The 22,347-nt window shown below is 63.4% G+C and carries 18 protein-coding genes; 8 read left to right on the top strand and 10 right to left on the bottom strand.

Annotation, left to right across the window (positions count from 1 at the left end; translation table 11 throughout):
- The 5 genes from BC363_RS20940 to BC363_RS20920 all read right to left on the bottom strand — a co-directional run.
- On the bottom strand, positions 1 to 974 hold a 974-nt coding region (locus BC363_RS20940; RefSeq protein WP_141690386.1), incomplete at its 3' end, for a GMC family oxidoreductase N-terminal domain-containing protein.
- Positions 975 to 984: 10 nt separating this feature from the next.
- Positions 985 to 2,202, bottom strand: coding sequence for a mandelate racemase/muconate lactonizing enzyme family protein (locus tag BC363_RS20935; protein ID WP_065787072.1), 1,218 nt, complete (start codon positions 2,200 to 2,202; stop codon positions 985 to 987).
- Positions 2,203 to 2,214: 12 nt separating this feature from the next.
- Positions 2,215 to 2,724 carry a hypothetical protein gene (locus BC363_RS20930; protein ID WP_065793324.1) on the bottom strand — a complete coding sequence of 170 codons (510 nt, stop codon included), beginning with the start codon at positions 2,722 to 2,724 and terminating at the stop codon, positions 2,215 to 2,217.
- A gap of 55 nt (positions 2,725 to 2,779) precedes the next feature.
- Positions 2,780 to 4,204 carry an aldehyde dehydrogenase gene (gene aldA / locus BC363_RS20925; protein WP_065785338.1) on the bottom strand — a complete coding sequence of 475 codons (1,425 nt, stop codon included), beginning with the start codon at positions 4,202 to 4,204 and terminating at the stop codon, positions 2,780 to 2,782.
- A gap of 193 nt (positions 4,205 to 4,397) precedes the next feature.
- Positions 4,398 to 5,300 (bottom strand): LysR substrate-binding domain-containing protein, encoded by a 903-nt coding sequence (locus tag BC363_RS20920; protein WP_202618600.1) that lies wholly within the window; start codon positions 5,298 to 5,300, stop codon positions 4,398 to 4,400.
- A gap of 319 nt (positions 5,301 to 5,619) precedes the next feature.
- Here BC363_RS20920 and BC363_RS20915 point away from each other — a divergent pair, with 319 nt between their 5' ends.
- From BC363_RS20915 to BC363_RS20880, 8 genes are all read left to right on the top strand, one after another.
- Complete coding sequence (locus BC363_RS20915) at positions 5,620 to 6,993, top strand: lyase family protein (protein WP_065785337.1); 1,374 nt, start codon at positions 5,620 to 5,622, stop codon at positions 6,991 to 6,993.
- Between the two features lie 55 nt (positions 6,994 to 7,048).
- The gene (locus tag BC363_RS20910; protein WP_065785336.1) at positions 7,049 to 8,545 is read left to right on the top strand and encodes an aldehyde dehydrogenase family protein; all 1,497 of its coding nucleotides are present in this window, start codon (positions 7,049 to 7,051) and stop codon (positions 8,543 to 8,545) included.
- Positions 8,546 to 8,617: 72 nt separating this feature from the next.
- Positions 8,618 to 9,655: an aldo/keto reductase gene (locus BC363_RS20905; RefSeq protein ID WP_065785335.1), complete on the top strand. Its 1,038-nt coding sequence runs from the start codon at positions 8,618 to 8,620 to the stop codon at positions 9,653 to 9,655.
- Between the two features lie 64 nt (positions 9,656 to 9,719).
- Positions 9,720 to 11,321 carry an ABC transporter substrate-binding protein gene (locus tag BC363_RS20900; RefSeq protein ID WP_065785334.1) on the top strand — a complete coding sequence of 534 codons (1,602 nt, stop codon included), beginning with the start codon at positions 9,720 to 9,722 and terminating at the stop codon, positions 11,319 to 11,321.
- A gap of 100 nt (positions 11,322 to 11,421) precedes the next feature.
- Positions 11,422 to 12,369 (top strand): ABC transporter permease, encoded by a 948-nt coding sequence (locus tag BC363_RS20895; RefSeq protein ID WP_244519930.1) that lies wholly within the window; start codon positions 11,422 to 11,424, stop codon positions 12,367 to 12,369.
- Complete coding sequence (locus BC363_RS20890) at positions 12,366 to 13,208, top strand: ABC transporter permease (RefSeq protein ID WP_065785333.1); 843 nt, start codon at positions 12,366 to 12,368, stop codon at positions 13,206 to 13,208. The genes BC363_RS20895 and BC363_RS20890 overlap by 4 nt, the downstream gene beginning before the upstream one ends.
- Entirely contained in the window at positions 13,205 to 14,779 is a 1,575-nt protein-coding gene (locus BC363_RS20885; RefSeq protein WP_065785332.1) for an ABC transporter ATP-binding protein, read from the top strand. Before BC363_RS20890 ends, BC363_RS20885 begins: the two co-directional genes overlap by 4 nt.
- A gap of 113 nt (positions 14,780 to 14,892) precedes the next feature.
- Positions 14,893 to 15,780, top strand: coding sequence for a LysR substrate-binding domain-containing protein (locus tag BC363_RS20880; RefSeq protein ID WP_065785331.1), 888 nt, complete (start codon positions 14,893 to 14,895; stop codon positions 15,778 to 15,780).
- Between the two features lie 62 nt (positions 15,781 to 15,842).
- Here BC363_RS20880 and BC363_RS20875 read toward each other — a convergent pair whose 3' ends face one another.
- The 5 genes from BC363_RS20875 to BC363_RS20855 form a co-directional block, all read right to left on the bottom strand.
- Positions 15,843 to 17,201 (bottom strand): hypothetical protein, encoded by a 1,359-nt coding sequence (locus tag BC363_RS20875; protein ID WP_065785342.1) that lies wholly within the window; start codon positions 17,199 to 17,201, stop codon positions 15,843 to 15,845.
- A complete protein-coding gene (locus tag BC363_RS20870; protein ID WP_065785330.1) occupies positions 17,183 to 19,012 on the bottom strand; it encodes a hypothetical protein in 1,830 nt (609 codons plus the stop codon). The genes BC363_RS20875 and BC363_RS20870 overlap by 19 nt, the downstream gene beginning before the upstream one ends.
- Positions 19,013 to 19,210: 198 nt before the next feature.
- Positions 19,211 to 20,260, bottom strand: a complete 1,050-nt coding sequence (locus BC363_RS20865; RefSeq protein ID WP_065785329.1) for an ABC transporter ATP-binding protein — start codon at positions 20,258 to 20,260, stop codon at positions 19,211 to 19,213.
- A gap of 4 nt (positions 20,261 to 20,264) precedes the next feature.
- Entirely contained in the window at positions 20,265 to 21,290 is a 1,026-nt protein-coding gene (locus BC363_RS20860; protein WP_065785328.1) for a carbohydrate ABC transporter permease, read from the bottom strand.
- Positions 21,287 to 22,339, bottom strand: coding sequence for a sugar ABC transporter permease (locus tag BC363_RS20855; protein ID WP_202618598.1), 1,053 nt, complete (start codon positions 22,337 to 22,339; stop codon positions 21,287 to 21,289). Before BC363_RS20855 ends, BC363_RS20860 begins: the two co-directional genes overlap by 4 nt.
- Between the last annotated feature and the right edge of the window lie 8 nt (positions 22,340 to 22,347).

The raw sequence follows: 22,347 nt of genomic DNA, 5'->3' as shown, positions 1-22,347 counted from the left end.
TACTGGAGGCCGAGCTTGGCCTGGCCGAAGAGACTGCCGAATTCGCCGTTGAGGGTCGGGATCGTCGCGCGGTAATAGTAGCTCGCGCAAAGATGATCCTGCATGTTCTGCCCGACCGCGGGCAGGTGCCGGCGCACATCAAGGCCAACCGCCTTGAGCGCGGCCCCATTGCCGAGGCCGGAGAGCTGCATGATCTGCGGGCTGCCGACCGCGCCGGCCGCCAGGATCACCTCCTCCCGGGCGCTGAAGATGCGTTTTTCTCCACCTTGCCGCACCTCGATGCCGGTGACGCGCCCGTCCGCGGCGAAGGTCAGCCGCTCGACCTGGGTGTCGCGCTCGATGACAAGATTAGGGCGGCCGAGCGCCGGGCGCAGATATTCCGCACTGGAATGGGAGCGCTGGCCTCGGTTGGTGTTGACGTCGTAGACGCCGGCCCCCTCGATCGAGGCACCGTTGAAATCCTCGTTCATCGGCAGGCCGAGTGCGCGGCAGCTTTCCAGGAACGCGTCGGTAATGCGGTGGGTCATCCCGCGCATGGGGGTGACGTGGATCGGCCCCTTGCCGCCATGCCAGGGGGATGCACCGCCCGCATGGGTCTCCAGCTTGCGGAAATAGGGCAGGACGTCGTCATAGGCCCAGCCGGGATTGCCGGCGCGCGACCAGTCGTCGAAATCCTCGCGCGCGCCGCGAACGAAGATCATGGCGTTGATCGATCCGGAACCGCCTTGCACCTTGCCGCGCGGCACATAGATGCTCCGGTCGTGGAGCTGCGCTTCGGGCTCACTGTAATACATCCAGTTGACGCGCGGATCGTAGTAGCTGTGTGAATAACCGACCGGAATCTTGAACCAGAAGGAGTTGTCGTTGCCGCCGGCCTCGACCAGGAGGACGTTGTGCCTGCCGCTCTGGCTGAGGCGGCTGGCGAGGATGCAGCCGGCCGAGCCCGCGCCAACGATGATATAGTCGTAGGTCATGGCCTCTCCCTCAGCCGCGCGCGGGCGCGAACGCCTTTACGTCGGCGGGCTGGCTGTCCATCTGCAGGTGCAGCCGCTCGCCGGTATAAGGCGTGTGGCGCTTAACGACCTCCAGGTTCAGCTCGATGCCGAGCCCCGGTTCGCGCGAGGGGATGATATAGCCGTCCTCGACGGTGAGCTTGGTCTTCAGCACCTCGGCGTGGAAGCCGGAGAAATCGACGATTGCCTCATGGATGAGAAAATTGGGCGTCGCCGCCGAAAGCTGGATGCTGGCCGCCGCGCCGACCGGGCCGTTATACAGATGCGGGGCGATCTGCGCGTAGTAAGCCTCGGCCATGCCGGCGATCTTCTTGGCTTCGAGCAGACCACCGACGCGCGCGACGTTCATCTGCAGGATGGAGGCGGCCTTGCACTCGAGGACGCGCTGGAACTCGTATTTGGTCGTCAGCCGCTCGCCGGTCGAAACCGGGATGGACGTCGCGCGGGCGACCTCGGCCATGGCGGCCTCCTGCCCTGGCGGTACCGGTTCCTCGAACCACAGCGGATCGTATTTTTCGAGGCGGCGGGCGAGGCGGATTGCCGAGGACGGCACCATCTGGCCGTGCGTGCCGAACAGGAGATCGGCGCTGCTGCCGACGGCCCCGCGGATCTTGCGGCAGAATTCCTCGCAGCGGTCCATCACGCCCAGCGACAGCTGATGGCCGGAATAGTTGGTGTAGGGGCCGGCGGGATCGAACTTGACCGCCGTGAAGCCCATGTCGACCATCTTCACGGCCCATTCGGCGGCAAGATCGGGGTCGCCATAGTCGTATTCGCCAGCCGCGTTGATCGGATAGAGATAGGTGTAGGCGCGAAGCTTCTCGTGCACCGTGCCGCCGATGAGATCCGAGACCGGACGGCCGGCCGCCTTGCCGATGATGTCCCAGCAGGCGATTTCGAGGCCGGAGACGATGCCCATCATGGTCGGGTCTGGCCGCTGGGTGAAGCCGCTCGAATAGGCCGAGCGCCAGAAGCGCTCGATGCGGTGCGGATCGTGCCCGAGCAGGTGGCGCTCGAACACGTCGTCGATCAGCGCTGTCATCGCGCTTGGATGGAACGAGGTCGCATAGATTTCGCCGACGCCTTCGATGCCGCAATCGGTTTGGAGGCGGACGAAGATCCAGTACATGCCGCCGATATGCGGTGGGGGCACGGCGACGACATGGGTCGTGAGGGAGACGAGCTTCATGGATTACCCCTTTTACTTGAGACGGGTCATCAGGATCGCGGTCGCGACCGCGCCGAGCAGGCAGATGACGGCAATATAGCTGAAGTAGAACTGGTATCCGGCAAGGCCCGGATAGCGGTCGGAAAGATAGCCGTTGACCAGCGGCAGATAGGTGTCGGGCGCATAGCCGATGAGGGAAATGATGCCGATCGCAAGGCCGGTGACATGGGCCGGGACGTTGCAATCGTCGAGGATCGCCCAGTAAAGCCCGCGGATCGCATAGGTGAGCAGGCCGACGAAGAGAATGAGGCCGATCAGCACCGGTGTCGAGCCGATGCCGGGCAGCAGCACCATGCCCATGAGGCTGACGGCGGACAGGAGGAAGGCGAGAAGCAGCACCTCCAGCATCGTGGTCTGGTAGGACTGGCGAAGATAGAGGATCGGGTAGATCGCGCCGGCGGCAATCGCGATCAGGGTCAGTTGCAGATAGCGCCCGCGCGCGCCCGCCGCCTTCGTGGCTGCGGATTCGAGGGTTGTGCTCACGGTTTTCCTCCCCCGGCCGGTTTTCAGAAGGTCCGGCCGGTCATGTGTCGTCGGATCAGTGTTTCAGGATGACGAGCCGGGTCTGGGTGAATTCCAGCATGCCGTGCTTGCCGTCGTCGCCGCCGAGGCCGGACTTTTTCCAGCCGGAATGGAAGCCCTGGTAGGGATCGGCCGGGAAGCGGTTGATATACAGTTCGCCCGCTTCGATGGTCGCGGCAGCACGCATGGCCTTGCGGTAGTTCTCGGTGAAGAGCACCGAACTCAAGCCGAACTGGTGGTCGCTCGCGAGCGCCAGCGCCTGCTCGAAATCCGAATAGCGCAGGACGGCAAGCACGGGACCGAAGACCTCTTCGCGCACGATCTCCATATCCCGGCGGCAGCCGGACAGCAGGGTCGGCGGATAGAAATAGCCTTCGCCTTGCGGCAGGAAGCCGCCTGCCTCGACGACGGCGCCCTCGGCGCGGGCGCGCTCCACCATGGCGTGGATACGCTGCCTTGAGGCCTCGTTGGCGAGCGGGCCCATATGGGAAGCATCGCGCGACCGGTCGCCGAAGGCGCGGGCAGCGAAAGCCGCCTTGAGCTTGGCGAGCAGGCGGTCATGCACGCTCTCGTGCACATAGAGGCGTTCGGCGCTCGTGCAGACCTGGCCGCAATGGGTGGTCTTTGCCGAAACGATCATCGCCGCCACGGCGTCGATGTCGGCATCGGGCTCGACGATGACGGGCGTCTTGCCGCCGAGTTCGAGCGAGGGCTTTGCGATGTTGGCCTTGCAGTATTCGAGCACGGTCTGGCCGGCGCCGACGCTGCCGGTCAGGGTGATCATGCCGACCGCCGGATGGGTAGCGAGCGTGCGGGCGACGCCGTGGTCCATGGTCAGGATGTTGACGAGGCCGGCCGGCAATTGCGCATCCAGCACGGCTTCGGCGAAGACGAGCGCGGAGGCGGGCGTGTTGTTGCTCGGCCGCACGACGACGGCATTGCCGGCGATCAGCGCCGGCGCGATCTTCCGCACGAGCGTGTAGATCGGGTAGTTGAAGGGGATGAGGCAGGCGACCACGCCGATCGGCTCGCGGCGCAGGATGAGTGTTTCGTCGGCGTTGTCGCTTTCGATGACCTCACCCTCGATGCGCCGCGCCCATTCGGCATGGTAACGCATCAACTCGACGCCGTAGACGACCTCGCTGGTTGCGTCGGCCAAGCTCTTGCCGGATTCGGCGGCGAGCGCCGCGCCGATGCGGTCGGCGCGCTTGACGAGCGCGTCGGCCAGGCGCCGCAGGGCATCGCCGCGCTCGATGGCCGGCAGCATGCGCCAGGCCTGCTGCGCCGAACTGGCGGCTTCGACGGCGGCGACGGCATCGGCCTCAGTGGCCGCGGGTACGGAGGTGAAGACCTGTCCGGTCGCCGGGTTCCTGACATCGATCCGATTGGAGGACGACGCTTCGACGAAGCGGCCGGCGTAAAAGTTGCGATAGTCGCTCATGGTGTCTCACCTCGGCGGGCCGCCAGTCGCCAAAGAGACGGGGCGGCCGAAGGAGAGAACCTCAAGAATTCACGGCGGCGACCTCTCTCCCTAGCCGCGTTCGCTGCGCCCTTTCAGATGCGCTCGCGGGTGGAAATGCACAAACGAGTAATTTTCGGGTGCAGCATTCCTCAGAGGAATGGTCGGGCCGAGCTCATCGGCTTTCCGCCTCGGCTTCGCAGAACAGCCACGCGCGGAACGCCTGGACGTTGGGTGCGAGAGCAGCCTGCGGCCGGGTGACGAACCAGTAGGATTCATGGCCCTCGACCTGAATGTCGAAAAGCTGCCGCAGCGTTCCGCTGCGAAGGTCGTTCCGCACCATGGAGCGGTCGGCGATGGTGACGCCGAGGCCACAGCGCGCCGCCTCGATGGCGAGGTCGAGAACGTCGAATTCCAGTCCCCGGCTCGTGTCCAGTTCCGGGAATCCGGCCGCATCCAGCCAGTGCCGCCAGGTGAGGTAACGCTGGTCGGGAGAGGCCAGCACGTGCAGGAACGTGAACCGCGCGAGGTCGCCGGGCGTGGCGAGCACCTTGCCTTCGAGAAGAGACGGCGCGGCGACGACGATATGTTTCTCGCTCATCAGCAGGCTGGCATCGAGTGTCGGCCATTCGCCGTCGCCGAAACGGACGGCGCAGTCAAGCAGACCCCGTTCCGCCATGCTGTCGGAAAGCTCCGTGCCGATGCTGATGTCGAGTTCCGGCAGGCTGCTCTTGAGGCCCGCCAGCCGCGGCACCAGCCAGCGCTTGGCGAATGTCGGCGGCACATTGATCCGGAGCCGGTTACGGTTCTGCTTTTCGGCGATGCCGCGCAGCGACATCTCGATGTCGTGAAACGCCTGCCGGATGGTTTCGAGCAGGGCCGTGCCTGCCGGGGTCAGTTCGAGGCGGTGGTGATGACGGATGAGCAGCGGTTCGCGGATGTCGTCCTCGAGATTCTTGATCTGCTTGCTGACGGCGCTCTGCGTCAGGTTCAGCCGTTCGGCCGCCCGCGTGAAACTGCGGGTCTGCCCGACCACTTCGAACACCCTCATTGCCGACAAACCGGGAAGCTTTCGCATGATCCTCTCGAACGATGTTGCGCACTCGCCGGCTCGGGTGCGGCGGTGCGGGAAACGTCCGGCATCATACGCGAAGATCGCCGGCAGCATAGTCAAATGGATAGCGACAAAACGATAGCGGCGGTCTTCCTGCCGCACAAAGCGGGATGCCACGGCGGCAAACACCTCCCGGGCGGCGTGGTCGCTTTCTCCGGTGCGGCTCTGTCATCCGGCCTCGCACAGCACATGAGTTTTAGGAATGACCTCTGCACGATAGTCGTTTGTCACACGTGGTCAAATACCCGATCTATGCGCCCCGCTGGAGAGGAGAACAGCGTGCATGACCCCAGAACATCCCCCGACCCGTCAGGAATTCGACAGCATCGGCGCGCACACCGTACCGTCGTCGGCGCTGTTCGGCATCCAGACGCAACGGGCGGTCGAACTCTATCCGCTTGGTGGCGCGGCGCGGTTTTCCGATTATCCGCTGCTCCTTGAGGCCATGCTTCAGGTCAAGAAAGCGGCGGCACGCACCAATATCGAGATCGGCGCGATCGCTGCCGCCATGGGCGAAGCGATCACCCGCGCGGTCGATGAGCTGCTGGCGCGGCCGCGCCCCGAGGCTTTCCCGGTCCATGCCTTCCATGGCGGCGGCGGTATTTCCTTCAACATGAATGTCAACGAGGTGCTGGCCAATCTCGCCAATGCCGAAGGTTTCGGCGCCGCCTACGGCAGCTATGCGCCGATCCATCCGAACGACCACGTGAACCTCAACCATTCCACGGCCGATTGCCTTTCCACCGGTTGCCATATCTCCGCGCTGGTCGCCTTCGATGGTATTTCGCAGGAAATAGAAGGGCTTGCGGCGGATCTTGACCGGCTGGGCGCCGAATGGGCGCCGCTGCGCAAGCTCGCCCGCACCTGTCTCCAGGATGCGGTTGACATCGGCTTTGAGGACTATCTCGGCGGCGTCGCCGCCTGCCTGCGGCTCAATGTTGCGCGGGCCGCGCAGGACGCCGAGGGGCTGCGCCGCATCAGCATCGGCGGCAATATCATCGGCCGTTCGACCGATTGCGAACCTGCCTTCTTCGCGCGGATCATTCCCGTGCTCAACGAGCAGCTCGCACAGGCGGGCCTGCCCGACGGGCTCGTTCGCACCGACAACCTGTTCGCCGCCTCGCAGGCGCATGACCGTCTGCTGGCGCTGGCCGGATCGCTCGACCAGACCGCGCGCACGCTCATCCGCTTCGCCAAGGATCTGCGACTGATGGCATCGGGACCGCATGGCGGCCTCGGCGAAATCCGCCTGCCTGCGGTGCAGCCTGGATCGTCGGCCATACCGGGCAAGGTCAACCCGACCATCCCGGAATTCATGGTGCAGTGCGGCATGCTGGCCTGCGGCCGCGCCGCCGCGGTGGCCATGACCGGAGATCATGGCGAAATGGACTACAACCCGTGGGAAGCCGTGGTCATTACCGGCCTCCTCGACATGATCGCGATCCTGCAGGCCGGGGTTTCCACCCTGCGACGCAACTGCGTGCAGGGGATGCGGCCCGATGCGGCGCGCAACACCGACAACGCCACAAGCCTGCTGCCCTCGCTGATCCGGCTGAAGCAGCTCAAGGGCTATAGCCACGCCTCGGCGGTCGCGAAGGAGGCGGCTGGAGACCTCGCCTTCGTTCGCCGCAAGGTGGCCGAGGCGGAAGCCGGCTGAACCTTTCCATAGGGATTTCCAACCTCACTCTCTCACAAACCAAGGCATGAAAGACATGTTGCAGCAAACTGATCTCGCTTGGGCCGAACGCTGGCTGGCCGCGGAGAAGAAGCAGTATATCGACGGCGAATGGGTCCGGGGCGCGGGCGCCGAATGGAAGGTGATGAACCCGGCGACCGGCAAGCTGCTCTGCTCGATCGCGCTCGCCGACGCGGACCAGGTCGAGACCGCCGCGCTCGCCGCCAACCGCTGCCACCGCAGCGAGGTCTGGAGCCGAAAGACGTCGCGCAAGGCGCGGGCCGACCTGCTGAACGCCATCGCCCGGCTTATCCGCGAGAATGTCGAAAAACTCTCGCTGCTGGAATCGCTCGCGAACGGCAAGACCTATGCCGAGGCGCTGGTCGACGACATCCCGACCTGCGCCGACATTTTCGAATATTATGCGGGCTGGACGGACAAGTATTACGGCGAGGTTTCACCGGTCGAGGACGGCTTCCTGAACTTCACCTCGAAGGATCCGGTCGGCGTCTGCGGGCTGATCGCACCGTGGAATTTCCCGCTTTACCAGGCCAGCCTGAAGATCGCTCCGGCGCTTGCCATGGGCAACACCGTGGTGATGAAGCCCTCGGAATTTACCCCGCTTGCCACGCTCTACCTCTTCGAACTGATCGACCTGGAACTTGACCTGCCGAAGGGCCTGCTGAACCTCATCCTTACCGATGGCGAGGCGGCGAACCAACTCACGTTGAGCCGCAACGTGCACAAGGTCTCCTTCACCGGCTCGACCGTGGTCGGGCGCAAGATCGTGCAGAATTCGGGCGTTTCGAACCTCAAGGCCGTAACCTTGGAGCTTGGCGGCAAGTCGCCCTGCATCTTCTTTGATGATACGCCGAACCTCGACGGGGCGATCGACCGCGCCTTCACCGTGATGTTCTCGCACAAGGGCGAGAAGTGCTCCGAGCCGACGCGCTTCCTGATCCAGAAGGGCATCTACGACTACGTTCTGGAGCGGTTGATCGCCAAGGCCGAGGCGGTGCGCTGCGGCGATCCGCTGGCGCCGGAGACCCAGCAGGGTCCACAATGCAACGAGGCGCAGTTCCGCCGCATCATGAGCTATATCGAGATTGGCAAGACCGAGGCCGAGCTTGTCGCGGGCGGGCGGGACGACCGCGCGGGCGAGAATGCGAACGGCCTTTTCATCCGCCCCACCATCTTCTCGAACGTGCCGGAAACCGCCCGCATCGCGCAGGAGGAGATCTTCGGACCGGTGCTGTCCTGCACGCCGTTCTCGACGCCGGAAGAGGCGGTCGCAATCGCAAACGGCACGGCCTACGGGCTCGCCGCCGGGGTCTACACCGGCAACGTAACGCTGGCGCACCGCATGGCCGAGCGGCTGGATGCGGGCATGGTCTTCGTCAACCGCTATGGCTGCTACGGCCTTTCCAGCCCCTTCGGCGGCTTCAAGGAAAGCGGCTGGGGCAAGGAAATGGCCATCCATTCCCTGTCTTCCTATACCCGGACCAAGGGGGTCTGGGTCTATTTCGGCGACTGATCCCGCACCGGATTTTCCCGGGGCATGCCCCGGGCGCACACCTCCCATCGCTCAACCCGAAAGTCTCAAACGATGCGATACATCCGTCTCGGCCAATCCGGCCTCAAGGTCTCGCGGCTCTGCCTCGGCACGATGAACATGGGCTCCAAGTCGTGGAAACCATGGATTTTCGACGAAACCGAAAGCGAGCCGATCATCGGCCATGCGCTCGACAACGGCGTGAACTTCATCGACCTTGCTGACTTCTACTCGGCGGGTGCAGGTGAGGAAGTGGTTTGCAACGTGCTGCGGCGCCTGGCGCGGCGTGACGAGCTGATCATCACCACCAAGCTGGGCTACCCGATCGGTGGCGGCGCCAACAATGGCGGCCATTCGCGCAAGCGCGTCTTCGACGCGATGGACGGCTCTCTCGCGCGCATGAAGAGCGATTATGTCGATATCTACATGTTGCATTACTTCGATGCCGAAACCCCGGTCGAAGAGACCATGGAGGCGATGAACGACCTCGTGCGCGCGGGCAAGACGCGCTACATCGGCGTCTCGACCATGTTCACCTGGCAGTTCGCCAAAATCCTGAACGTCTGCGAACGGAACGGCTGGGCCCGCCCGATCAACATGCAGCTTCAGCTCAATTGCGCCTACCGCGAGGAAGAGCGCGAGATGATCCCCTTCTGCGTGGATCGGGGCGTGGGCGTTTCTGTCTTCAGCCCGCTGGCGCGCGGCATCCTGACCAATGACATGAACTCGATCCGCAACCAGACCGATTTCTTCACCGCGGAGATGTATAATGATCGCGCCTCGCGCGACATTGCCATGTCCGTCGCCCGCGTGGCCGAGGCGCGCGGCATCACCCCGGCGCAGGTCGCTCAGGCCTGGGTTCTGAGGAAGCCGGAGATTTCGTCCATGCTGGTCGGCGCCGACACGAAGGCGCAGTTCGACAGCGCGCTGGCCGCGCTGTCGATCGATCTTGACGACGAGGAGGTCTTCGAGATCGAGCGCAACTACACGCCTTGCGACCTGATCAACGACTACACCGCCGGCAAACGCAAGCCGCGCGAGCCGCGTCCGGCGGCCGGGCGTTTCGCCACGCCCATGGCAGCGGTTGCCTGAGGGGAGGGCCGGACCGGATCGCGGTCCGGCCAGTGAGGCATTTCTAAAAAAGGGAGAAGAGGAAATGACGGATTACAAGACACTCAGCGGCGCGCCGCTTCATCCGCAGGCCGAGACGCTGAAGCAGCGCTTTGCGGCCGGGGAGATCGACCGGCGCGGCTTTCTGCGCGCTCTGGCTTGGCTCGGCGTAGCCGTGGGCGGCGCAAACGCGTTCGGCGGCAAGGCATTCGCCCAGGAAACCCCGAAGGACGGCGGCACCCTGCGCTTTGCCTGCCAGATCCAGGAAATCACCGATCCGATGATGACCAACTGGATCGAGGCATCGAACCTGTTCCGCAACAGCCTCGAATTCCTGACCTATGTCGACGAGCACAACGTCACCCACCCCTATTTGGCGAAAAGCTGGACACCCTCGGCGGACCTCACCGTCTGGGACTTCGAGCTGGACGAACGCGCCAAATGGTCGAACGGCGACGATTTCTTGCCCGAGGACGTGATCTTCAACATCGAGCGCTGGATCGCCCCGGATTCGCAAAGCTCGAACAAGACCGCCTTCGGCGCGATCTCGCGCGTGGAAAAGACCGGCGATCACAGCGTACGCATCACCCTGTCGCGCGCCATGGCGTCGCTGCCCGAACAGCTTTATTCCTACACCTGCCCCATCGTGCACCGCAGCTTCAAGGGCAACTGGCCGGCCGATCCGGTGGGAACGGGGCCGTTCGCGCTGGTCAGCCACGAGGTCGGCCGGCAGGCCATCTTCCGCAAGCGGCCTGATTACTGGGGCACGCCCGCCCGTCTGGACGAAATCCAGTACATCGACCTCGGCCCGGATGTGACGACGCACCTGGCGGCGCTCTCCAGCGGGCAGGTGGATGTCATCTATCGCGCCACCATCGCCGAATACGACCTGATGAAATCGCTGCCCAACATCCAGATCCTCTCGGTCAAGGGCGCAAACACCATCGTCATGCGCATGCAGGTGGATCAGAAGCCCTTCGACGATATCCGTGTTCGCAAGGCGGTCGTGCTGGCCGCCAACAACCAGCAGATGCTCGATGTCGCCTATCGCGGCCAGGGCGATCTGGGCGCGAACCACCATGTCTCGCCCACGCAGGCCGACTATTTCCCCTTGCCGGCGACTGCGCGCGATGTGGAAAAGGCCAAGGCGCTGCTGGCCGAGGCCGGCTATGCCGACGGGCTGGATATCGAGCTGACCCTCGGCAACACGCAGGGCAAATGGGAGCAGGACACCGCGCAGGTGTTGCAGCAGAACCTTGCGGAAGCGGGCATCCGGCTGAAGCTCAACGTGCTGCCCGCATCGCAATATTGGCCGATCTGGAACAAGGTGCCTTTCGGCCTGACATTCTGGGCGCATCGTCCGCTGGGTACGATGACCCTGGACCTCGCCTACCGTTCGGGCGGGTCCTGGAACGAAAGCCGCTTCGCCAGCCCCGAATTCGATGCAGCGCTGGACAAGGCGATGGCCGTGGTCGATCCGCAGGCGCGCAAAGCCGCCATGCAGGAGGTCGAGCGCATCCTCCAGGACAATGCCGTGATGGTACAGCCGTTCTGGGCCGAGCGCCTTAGCGCGGCGGCCGAAAAGGTCCGCGGCTTCGTGCTGCATCCGTCGGATTACTTCCGCATGGATGGCGTCTGGCTCGCCTGAGAATGGGCGAGACGGCCGGGTGCCGGGCGCCCGGCCGTCAGAACATGCGGGAACGAAGGATGCGGCCTTGGCCGCATCTCAGGGAGAAGGGGGAGAATCGGTGTTTCTGGGCATATTCCTGATGAGAAAGGTCGCGATTGCGGTCGCGACGATGCTGGTGGTCTCGTTCCTGATCTTTCTGGCGCTGGAAGTGAATGTCGAGGATGTCGCGGTCAAGGTGCTGGGACAATATTCGACCGTCGAGCAGCGCGCGGCCTGGCTGGCGCAGAACGGCTATAACGATGCTTTCGCCCTGCGCTACGTGCGCTGGCTTGGCAATTTCGTGACGGGAGACTGGGGCATGTCCACCTTCTTCCGCGCCCCGGTGGCGGAGATGGTGATGCCGCGTCTTGCGGCTTCGGGCCTTCTCGCCGGCGGGGCCCTGCTGGTGATCGTGGTCTTCGGCCTCGGCCTCGGCGTGCTTGCCGGCATGCGGCCGGGCTCGCTCCTCGACCGGGTGATCTCGGTCTTCTCGGTGGTGACCACCTCCATACCGGATTTCGCATCGGCGGTGTTCCTGTCGGGGATCTTCGTCTTCTGGCTGGGTCTCCTGCCGGGGGCGAGCACGATGATCTCGGGGTTTTCGCTGGCCGAACTGGTCCTGCCCGTCTCGGTGCTCGGGCTCTATTCTATGGGCTATCTTGCGCGGGTGACGCGGGCCTCGATGGCCGACGTGATGGGCACCCACTACATCCGCACCGCGCGGCTTAAGGGCGCCGGCATGGGCCGCATCGTGCTGCGTCATGCGCTGCGCAATGCGCTGATCACCCCGATCACGGTCATCATGCTGCAATTGCCCTGGCTTCTGTCGGGCGTCATCGTGATCGAGGTCTTCTACGCCTACAAGGGCTTCGGCACGCTTCTTTACGACGCGGCGCTGAACCAGGATATCTACCTGATCGAAGCCTGCGCCATGGTTTCGGTTCTCGTCGTCGTGCTGAGCCAGATCCTGTCCGACCTGATCTACGGCTGGCTGAATCCACGCATCGCCCTGGGAGCCAAGGCATGAAGACGCTGTTTCCCTATCTGACAAAACCCCTCGTCCTGGTGGGCGGCGTGCTGGCCCTCGGCTGGCTGCTGGTCGCCATCCTCGCGCCACTGATCGCTCCCTATGATCCCCTGCAGACGCTGCAGCCGCTCACCAAGCCGATGACGGTGGGCGCCAAGGGCGAGTTCTTTCTGTTCGGCACCGACATGCTGGGGCGCGACATCTTCTCGCGCCTCGTCTGGGGCGCCCGCACGGTGGTGATCTACTCCACGCTGGCCACGCTGACCGCCTACGCGTTCGGGCTGATCTTCGGCCTCGTGGCAGGGTATGCCGGAGGGCGGACGGATGCGGTGCTTTCGTTCCTCGCCAACGTGGTGCTGAGTTTCCCGGTGCTGGTGCTCTACATCGTCATCATCGTGGTGATCGGCGCCTCGCCGGTGAACATCGTCATTGCCGTAACGTTCAGCAGCGCGCCCGCCATCTTCCGCATCGTGCGCGGCATCACCATCGACATCGCCAGCCGCGACTTCGTCAAGGCCGCCATCACCCAGGGCGAAAGCACCTGGCGCATCCTGCTCGTGGACATCCTGCCCAACACGACCGGACCGCTCTCCGTCGATTTCTGCCTGCGGCTCGGCTACACGGCGATCACCATCGGCACGCTCGGGTTCCTGGGGCTCGGCCTGCCGCCGCCGACACCCGACTGGGGCGGCATGGTCAACGAAGGCCGGTCCATGGCCATCGCCTTCCCTCATCTCGTGATCTTCCCCTGTATCGCGATTTCGTCCCTGACCCTTGGCCTCAGCCTGCTGGCCGACGGCTTGCGTGAGGTGAACGACGCGAAGGAGCGCCAGGCATGACCCAGCCCCTGCTGCAAATCCGCAATCTTTCCGTGGCGCTGCCGAAAGGCGCCGACCGGCCCTTCGCGGTGCATGACGTCTCGCTGGAGGTGAGGCCCGCCGAGATCCTCTGCGTCGTCGGCGAATCCGGCTCGGGCAAGTCCGTACTGACGGCCGCGCTGATGGGAGCCGCGCCGAAAGGACTGCGCGTCGCCGCCGGCGGGGCCCTCATGGGCGGGCGCGACCTGCTCACGCTGAGCGAACGCCAGTGGCGCGACATTCGCGGCAAGGATATCGGCATGATCTTCCAGGAGCCGATGGCCTCGCTGAATCCGGCCCTGACCGTCGCCCAGCAGATCGAGGAGGTTTTCGAGCTGCATTCCGACTATTCGCGGGCGGAACGTGCCGCGCGGGCGCGCAAGCTGGTCGAGGAAATGCACCTGCCCGAGCCGGACAGTATCCTCAAGAGTTTCCCCCACCAGCTTTCAGGTGGCCAGTGCCAGCGGGTGGTCATCGCCATGGCGCTGGCGATGAATCCGAAGCTGCTGATCGCCGACGAACCGACCACTGCGCTCGATGTAACGACCCAGGCCCAGGTGCTGAAGCTGATCCGGGAACTGCGCGACAACCACGGCCACGGCATCATCTTCATAACCCACGACCTCGGCGTGGTGGCCGATATTGCCGACCGGATCGCCGTGATGCGCCGTGGCGAGGTGGTGGAGGTCGGCAGCGCCAAGCAAGTGCTGACATCGCCACAGCACGACTATACCCGGGCGTTGATCGCGGCCGTGCCGAGTCTGGTGCCGCACGATCGCCCGTCGGCCGGGACCGAGGCGCCGGCGCTGGAGGTCACCGGGCTGAACCACTGCTATGGCGTCAAGCAGGTGCTGCATGACATCGCGCTTTCGGTCGCGCCGGGGCGGGTGCTGTCGATCGTCGGCGAATCCGGGTCGGGAAAGTCCACCATCGCCAAGAACCTGATCCGCTTGACCGACCCGACCTCGGGGACGATCTCCGTCGCCGGGCAGGCGATGCTCGACCTCAAGGGAGGCGCGCTGCGCCGCATGCGGCGCCGGATCCAGATGATCTTCCAGGACCCCTTCGGTTCGCTCAATCCGCGCCGTAAGGTGGGGCCGATGATCGCGCGCGCCGCGATGCTGTCGGGTGCAAGCCGCACGGAGGCGGTCACGCGGACAAAGGAACTGCTGGAACTCGTCGGCCTGCAATCCAGCGCCTATGACCGCCGTCCCGCTGCCTTTTCCGGCGGACAGCGCCAGCGGATCGGCATCGCCCGGGCACTGGCGATGCGGCCCGATGTGCTGATCGCCGACGAAAGCGTCTCGGCGCTGGATGTCTCGGTCCAGGCACAGGTGCTCGATCTATTGGCCGATCTGCAGAAGCGCTTGTCGCTCGCGGTGGTCTTCATCACCCATGATCTCAGGGTCGCAGCCCAGATCAGCGACGAGATCGTGGTGATGAGCCAGGGCCATGTGGTCGAGCGTGGCCCGGCAAGCCAGGTCTTGACCCGGCCGCAGCATCCCTATACCCGCGATCTTATCGAGGCGGCGCCGGGGCGCGGCGCTTTCTGACGCTGCCGGCAAGCGTCGAACATGCCGGGTCCAGATCTCAATGCCGATCGGGGCGGGACGGAACCGGTCGGCCGGGACCTGCTGCTCCGGGCGCAAAGCCAGGTGTCGTTACGATGTCGGTTTCTCCGTCCCTGACGTCTCTGCGGGTCTTCGCCGCCGTGGGGCAATGTCTCAGCTTTACCCAGGCGGCGCACCGGCTGGGTGTGACCCAGAGCGCGGTCAGCCGGCAGATCCGACAGCTCGAGAGCACGCTCGACGTCGCGCTCTTCCGCCGTATCGGCAACAGCGTCGCGCTGACGGAAGCAGGTGCCGTGCTGCATGAGCGACTGGTGGTGTCTTTCGATCTGATCGACGACGCGGTGCGCGAGGTGCGCGCGACGGTCCCGCGGCAGACCCTGAAGGTACTGGCGCCGCCGACGTTTGCCGCGCGCTGGCTGTCGCGGCGGCTGACCTCCTTCCGCCAGCGCTTTCCCGATCTCGACCTGTCGCTGCATATGCGGGGCGATGACAATGTGCGTTTCGACTGCGTGATCCGTTTCGGCGCCGGTCCGCGGGAGCGTCATACCAGCACGCGGCTGATGACCGAACAGCATATCGCGGTGTGCGCGCCCGAGCTTCAGGCCGATCCCGAGCGCCTCCGTCGCAGCTGCCTGCTCTATGTGCTGGATGAATCCCGCCGCCTGCCCACCTGGGACAACTGGTTTGCCGCCGCGCAGCGCGACCGCCGGGATCTGCCTGAAAATGCCATGGAATTCGCCACACTCGACATGGTGATTCAGGCCGCTCTGACCGGGGCGGGGCTTGCCGTGGTGGACCGCAACATGATCGAAGCCGAATTGCAGGCCGGCAGCCTGATCCAGCTCGACCCGGTGGTGGTGACGGGGCCAATCGGCTACTGGCTCGACATTTCCGGCGAGCGCCTCGCGCGCTCGCGCGTGGTGCATTTCGCTCGCTGGTTGCAACAGATGGCCGGAACCGGCCGTGAAGGTACCCTTCCATAGCCGCGCCACTCCATGGAGCGCAGGTCGCGACGCGGCGCAGACACACGGTGGTGGCACTACCGCTAATGCCCCGCCGCAGGTTCGATCTCGATATCGACATAGGGCTTTCCGGTCACCAGCGTTTCCATGTCGGTGCGCTGAGGTTGCGGCTCGCCCAGCAATGTCTCCTCGAAGCCGGCGTAGTTTGGGAGGCCTTGGATCTGCGCCGCAGACAACAGCGGCGCGTAGATCTTTGTATTGGAGACGCGTTTGGCGATCTCGACCAACAAAGTGGAGCGCGGAATGACGTCATAAGGGGTGCGGGCGGTGGAGACGACCGCCTTTGGCCCGGATTTCGGCATGTTGCCGGCGGGAAGCGGCAGGATAGCGTCGAGAATGGTGCTGGCCTCGGTGACCGTGCCATCCTCCTTATCATTCCATGGGGTGGCGTTGGTGCTGCCGTGGTGCCCAATTTTGAGGAAGTCGACCGGCTGGTCGAGCTTCGCTCTCTGCCTTTTCCACGCAACATTCCAGGCACCATTATGCTGCCCGTCGACGAATGTCCCCTCCCATTCTGCATCGCCGACAAACAGTAGGCGTCGGCCGCGCCATCCGATTAACAACATGATGCTTGTGTTGTTGATTAAGGTGCTGTCCTTGGCAGTGTAAGCAAAGGCGTTGGACATCATGCGCGACTGCAACCGGCGGAAGTCGAGACTGCTAATATTGCCAGGCTGCACGCCGGCCGGCGCTCGACCCGAGGCGAGCACGCCGGCGGCAGCCTCAGAGAAGGCCCTTAGATCGATGGCCCCTTCATCGCCCATGTAGTAGTAGTCGATATTGTAATCGGGGCCGAGGATCGTGAACGCGACGTCGCCAACGAGGGTCTTGAGGTTGAGCTCCGCGGCCTTGCTGTCGCTATGGACGTAGACCGGCGCAATGCCGTTTTGCTCCGGCAGGGTTTCGGTGAGCGTTTTGACAGCCGCCTCGTTGCTGATGCTGTAGAGACTGACCATCTCCTGCAAAGCCGGACTAAGGGCGACGCGGCGCTTGGCAACATTACGCATCGCCGTTTCGGCGAGATTGTGGAAGGCACGAGCGATCTTGGATTGCGGATGCTTGCGATTCATGGCCGCGCTCAGCCAAATGTTCTCGATGGCAACGTCCTCAAAAAACAGTGGGTTGAAGCCCTTCATGTGATCCTCGTGCTCGTGGCTGAGCACGACGAGATCGAGGCGCCGCTTGCCATTGGCGAGCGGCAGCTCAGGCTTCAGGAGATTGAGGGCGGCTTTGAGGACCGCCTCCCCGGCTTTGCTGCCACAATCGATCAGCATGTGAAAGTCGTCGACCTGGCCGTCCTTCTTCCGTGCCTTCGGAATGCGGACATAGATGCAGTCGCCGCAGCCCACATTGTAGGCACGGATCAGGAGCTTATCTGCCATTGGCTTTCTCCCATTTCATCGTGCTCGTCGCTGTGGATGCCCACATGGGGCGAGAGCGAGAAGCGCAAAATGCCACCGACCTTGCTCGCGGTCAGGGGCGCAACCGTCTTCTCGAGGATGCCAAGTTCGCCGCCCGCGATCTCGCCGATCCGCCCGGCCTTGATCCGAGCCGCCAGCGCATTGAGGAACGCTTCCTTGCGCAGGGCGCCGCCCTGCTCTTCAGCACTTTCGTCAGCGCCCTTGCCCATGAGCGGCTGGGTGCCGGGCTTGCGCATCCAGGAGAGCAGATTGCCGTCGATATCGAGCGCCAGCGTGCCGCCGCACAGCATGCTGGTCGTCTCGCCGGCGAACTGGCCGAAGCGTCCGCCCTCGAGAACAACGTCCTCCCGCCAGGTGTACTGGAGGAGAACCTGCCGCGGCTGGCGGCGCGCATCGGCAGTGAGTTTAACTGCGGTAGAGAGATCCTGCACCGCGATATCGGCACTGTAGGGAATGAAAAGAGCGCTGCGGTTGTCGTCGAGGAAGCGGTAGGCCGCGGCGCGGGAACTGGCGATATCGGCGGCGTGATGATAGACCTGCGTGCGCAACCGCGTGAAAACGTCGTGCGGTTCCTGCAGCTTGCGACCCGTCTCAGGGCTTAGGACCTCGCGCTCTAGAAACACGTCAATCATCATCTGCCGGTAGCCATCCGGATCGGTCGGGTTGACGATTTCCTCATTGCGCAGCACCGCGAGGGCATAGTCCTCGAACGTCAGGTCGACGGGCGGCAACAAATCCAGGGGCTGGATCGCCATGCACTGCATGCGGCGGATGGTATGCCAGAAGGCCTCCCCAAGAGTTCGGCCGCGCTTCATGTAGTGGCGCGACAGCCTCTGGACGATGTCGAACATCGCGCCGGTCAGAACCTGCGACATGTAGTGCTGGCGTTGGTCATCCTTGATTGAACTGTAACGTAGCTTGTTCAGCGCGCTGCGCAAATATGGCTGGTTCTGGACGGCTCCGCCGAATTCCTCTGCCAAATTTGACAGCGCACTGTCGACGGAGAGGTCGCCGCCGGTTTCGGCAGCGAGCCATTTACGCAGCTTGTTGTTGCGGAAGGCGATGAGGATGGCCGACAGGTCGCCGAAGAATTCATGAAAGGCGGCCGTTTCGGCACTGACAGACTCGGCCAGCAAAGGGCGGAGGCCATCGAGCACGGCGTGGCCGAACTCGTGATTGATGATGTCGGCGGAAAGGCTGGTATAGACGCGCTTCTTGCCGCTGTCGAAATAGTAGAATTGGAGTGACTTGCTGTCGCGGTCGTAGTAGGCGTTCTCGCCGTAGCCGGCGTTGGGGACGACGATCAACCTGTTGCCCTCAAAGCCGAATGGGATACGTCGGCCGAGGCCAAAACCGTTCTCATAGAAGTCGAGCGCATTTTGCAAAGTGGCCCAGACATTGACCTGACGATATTGCGGTGACGCGATGTTGGCTTTGTTGAGAGGCACGCCATTTGTGTCCGTGAAGACATTGTTCTCGGCGTCCCAGGTTGCCGGCGGCGCAAGGGTTTCCGCAGAGGAATCGTAGTCGACAACAGCGAAGCGGGCGCTGGTAGGACCGTCGCCGATGCCCGGCTCCCAAGGCACATCGAAGGTTTCGTCGAAGTCGAAGTTTCGACGCAGTGTGCGGAGCGCGGGATCTTGGAAATAGACGTCGAACGGAATGCGGAGCTGCAGCTCCTCTTGGGCGTCGCGCGTTAGGACATTGCGCGCGGCGTAGAGCGCGGCTTTAGTCGCTTTGGTTGTGTCCACTGTCTTGGGTTTGGAGGGCATGGCGAAACTCCAAAAAAATTAGAATGGACAATTGAACGCCAGAGTTTAGATGGCGACGACGCAACAACTCACACCGATAAATAGTCGATCTTGCTCCGCGGAACCAGCGGGCCTGTGAAGGAATAGTAATCCGCGGACCTTCGCCAGTTACTCCACATGGCGCGGAGAGGTTGCTCATCGGGCCGGGAAGCAGACGCTCTATCGCACCCGCACACCGTGTTCGGCTTCAAAGAGGTAGAGGTTGTCCTTCGACAATCTTACCCCCACGGCGTTGCCGACCTTCGCAGAGAAATCCTTCGCCGCCTTCACCGTGAGCATGTCCGACTCGGTCTTGACCGTGACTAAGGTGTGATCGCCGATGAGTTCGATCGCGTAGATATTCCCGTTCACGTCGGCGTCTTCGGGCGCCGTCACGGCGCAGTCCTCGGGACGCACGCCAAGCACGGCCTCTGCAACCTTGCCCATCACCGGAACCATGATTTTCGTCCCGCCCGTCATGAAAAGATTGCCGTCAAGCGTACCGCGCACAACGTTCATCGATGGCGAACCGATGAACTGCGCGACGAAGAGATTGGCAGGATCGTTGTAGATATTCGCCGGTGTATCCAGCTGCTGCAGCTTGCCTCCTTCAAGCAGGGCGACGCGGTGAGCCAATGTCATCGCCTCGATCTGGTCATGGGTCACATAGATGGTCGTGATCCCGAGGTCATGCTGCATGTGACCGAGTTCTGCCCGCATGTGACCTCGCAATTTGGCGTCAAGGTTTGACAGGGGCTCATCCATCAGGAACACCTTGGGCCGCCTGACCATAGCCCGCGCCAGCGCCACGCGCTGTCTCTGCCCGCCCGAAAGCTGGCGGGGATAGCGCGCGAGGTAGGGCGTCAACTGGACCTGGTCGGCCACATCCTTGATGCGGGCTTCCATCTCGGGCTTTGGAAGTCTTCGGATCTTTAGCGGATAGCCGATATTTTCGGCGACTGTCTTGTGCGGATAAAGCGCATAGGACTGAAACACCATCGCCACGTCGCGGTTCTTGGGCAGCACATTGGTGACATCCCGCCCCCCGATGGTGATGATGCCGGAACTCACGGTCTCGAGCCCGGCGATCATCCGCAGCGCCGTGGTTTTCCCCGAGCCCGAAGCACCGAGCAACACGAGGAACTCGCCTTCCTTCACGTCGAGATCGAGCTCGTGCAGCACCCGCACCGAACCGAAGAACTTGACTACCTTCTCGAGCCTGACGGTCATGTGTTCAACCTTTGACGGCGCCAACGAGCAGTCCCTTGGCGATGAAGCGTTGCAGGACAAGGGCGAGCAGAATGACCGGCACGATCATGATGATGATGAGCACACTCATGTACCACCATTGCGGTCCGCGCGTCGCGTTCTGTGCGGCGACCAAAAGGGGCATGGTCTGGGCGTTGGCTGTCGAGAGGAACAGAGCCAGCAGGTACTCGTTCCAGGAGAAGATAAGCACCAGAAGGCTCGTGGCGACGAGGCCCGGCTTGGATAGTGGCAGGATGATCTCGAAAAAGATGCGGATTCTCGAGGCGCCGTCGAGCTCGGCTGATTCCTCAAGATCCTTGGGGATCGAGACGAAGAAATCGTACATCAGCCAGACCACGATCGGCAGGTTCACCGCCGTGTAGGTGAGGATCAGCGCCACGTGGGTATCGAGCAGGCGGACCTGTTGGAACATCACGTAGATCGGGATCGCGGCCACGACCGGCGGAAAGATGCGTTGCGAGATCATCCAGAACAGGATGTCGGGATTACCCAGCGTGGGCGAAGGGGTCCTGCGGAACATTCCTGCCCCGATGACGGCCAGCGCCAACCCGACGGTGACCGCGATCAGCCAGTTCACGCCCAGTGCAGCGACCAGCACGATGACGAGGGCGACGGCGAGTATGAAGATGAGGATGGTCAAGAGCCGCGGCCGGAACGTGAACCGCGACAGCGCATAGGCGGCCAGCGACCCGGCGATCATTACAAGAAGCGTCGAGAAGACGGCCACGACCGCCGAGTTGAAATAGGGCCGGAACGTATCGTTGCCCAGATCGAAGAAGATGTAGCTCCAGGCGTGCAGCGACGGCAAGAAGTCGACGAAGGGCAGGTAGAAAGGTCCGCCGGATACGGCGATAGGCACCTTGAACGAGGTGATCAGCACCCAATAGAGCGGGAACAGGACAATGAAGGTCCAGATGCCAAGCACCCCGTAGACCACGATCTTGGTCCCGACGGCCATTTCACCGAGCTTCTTGGATTCGAAAATGCTCATTGGCGCGCCCTCCTCGCAGGATTGACGACGAAGTTGAAGAACGACACGCAGATGATCGTCGAGGTGAAGAGCAGGACATAGGAGATTGCAGCCGAAGCGCCCAGATCGAGGGCGCGCCACTGCATGAAGGCGTGCAGCGTGAGGGATTCGGACGCGATTCCGGGACCGCCATTGGTCAGGACGTTAGGAAGGTCGACGATCTTGAAGGCCTCGATCATGCGGATCAGCACGATGGTTGCCGCGACCGGGGCGACGGAGGGCCAGGTGATGTCGACGAAGATCTGGAAGCTGGAGGCGCCGTCTAGTTCGGCCGCCTCGAGTTCATCCTTGGGTTGGCTCTCGAAGGCAGCCAGCATGACCAGGAACATGAACGGGATCCATTGCCAAGAATCGCCCAGAACGACCACGAGCCGCGCCGACCAGGCATTGGTCGCCCATGAGAAATCGCCCAACCCTAGCCAGTGCCAGAGGGGCGAGATAGGCCCCACCGTCATGTCGGCCATCATGCGGAAAGTGTAGGCGATGCCCACCGGCGTGACCATGAGCGGGACGAAGAACACCACGCGAAAAAAGCTTCGCCCGCGGATTCTGAGCGAGCAGAGAAAGGCCAGCCCGGCGCCGATGACGAACTGGATGGCGACCCCCAGCAAGACGTAGAAGATCGTCGTCGACAGCGAGCCGATCTGGCCCTTGTCGCCGATCGTGGCGGCGAAGAGCCAGGCGAGCGCGGCGAAAAGACCAAAGGCTATGAGACGGCCGATCGCGCCCATGACGGTCACGTGGCCGGAAGTAACGAAGCTGCGAATGCCCCAGCCGATCAGGACAATCGCGGCCGCGACAATGAGCCAGCCGAGCCACGATGTGGGCATGAATGTGCCAAGCAGATGATACTGCTCGGAGCCGAACAGCAGCTTCCTGAAATTGTTCCAGCCGACGAAGATGAGTTCGTATCCTTCGCTGCCCAGCCTGAAGCGGGACAGCGCAAGCCATGCCGAAATGATCAGCGGGAAGATCGAGAAGGCCAAAATGAGCAGGCTGGCCGGAAGCACGAAAAACC

Source organism: Ensifer sp. LC384 (assembly GCF_001695865.1).
Taxonomy (GTDB): Bacteria; Pseudomonadota; Alphaproteobacteria; order Rhizobiales; family Rhizobiaceae; genus Ensifer.
The sequence above is the reverse complement of the archived record's forward strand: the minus strand, read 5'-3'. Positions and strand labels throughout refer to the sequence as shown.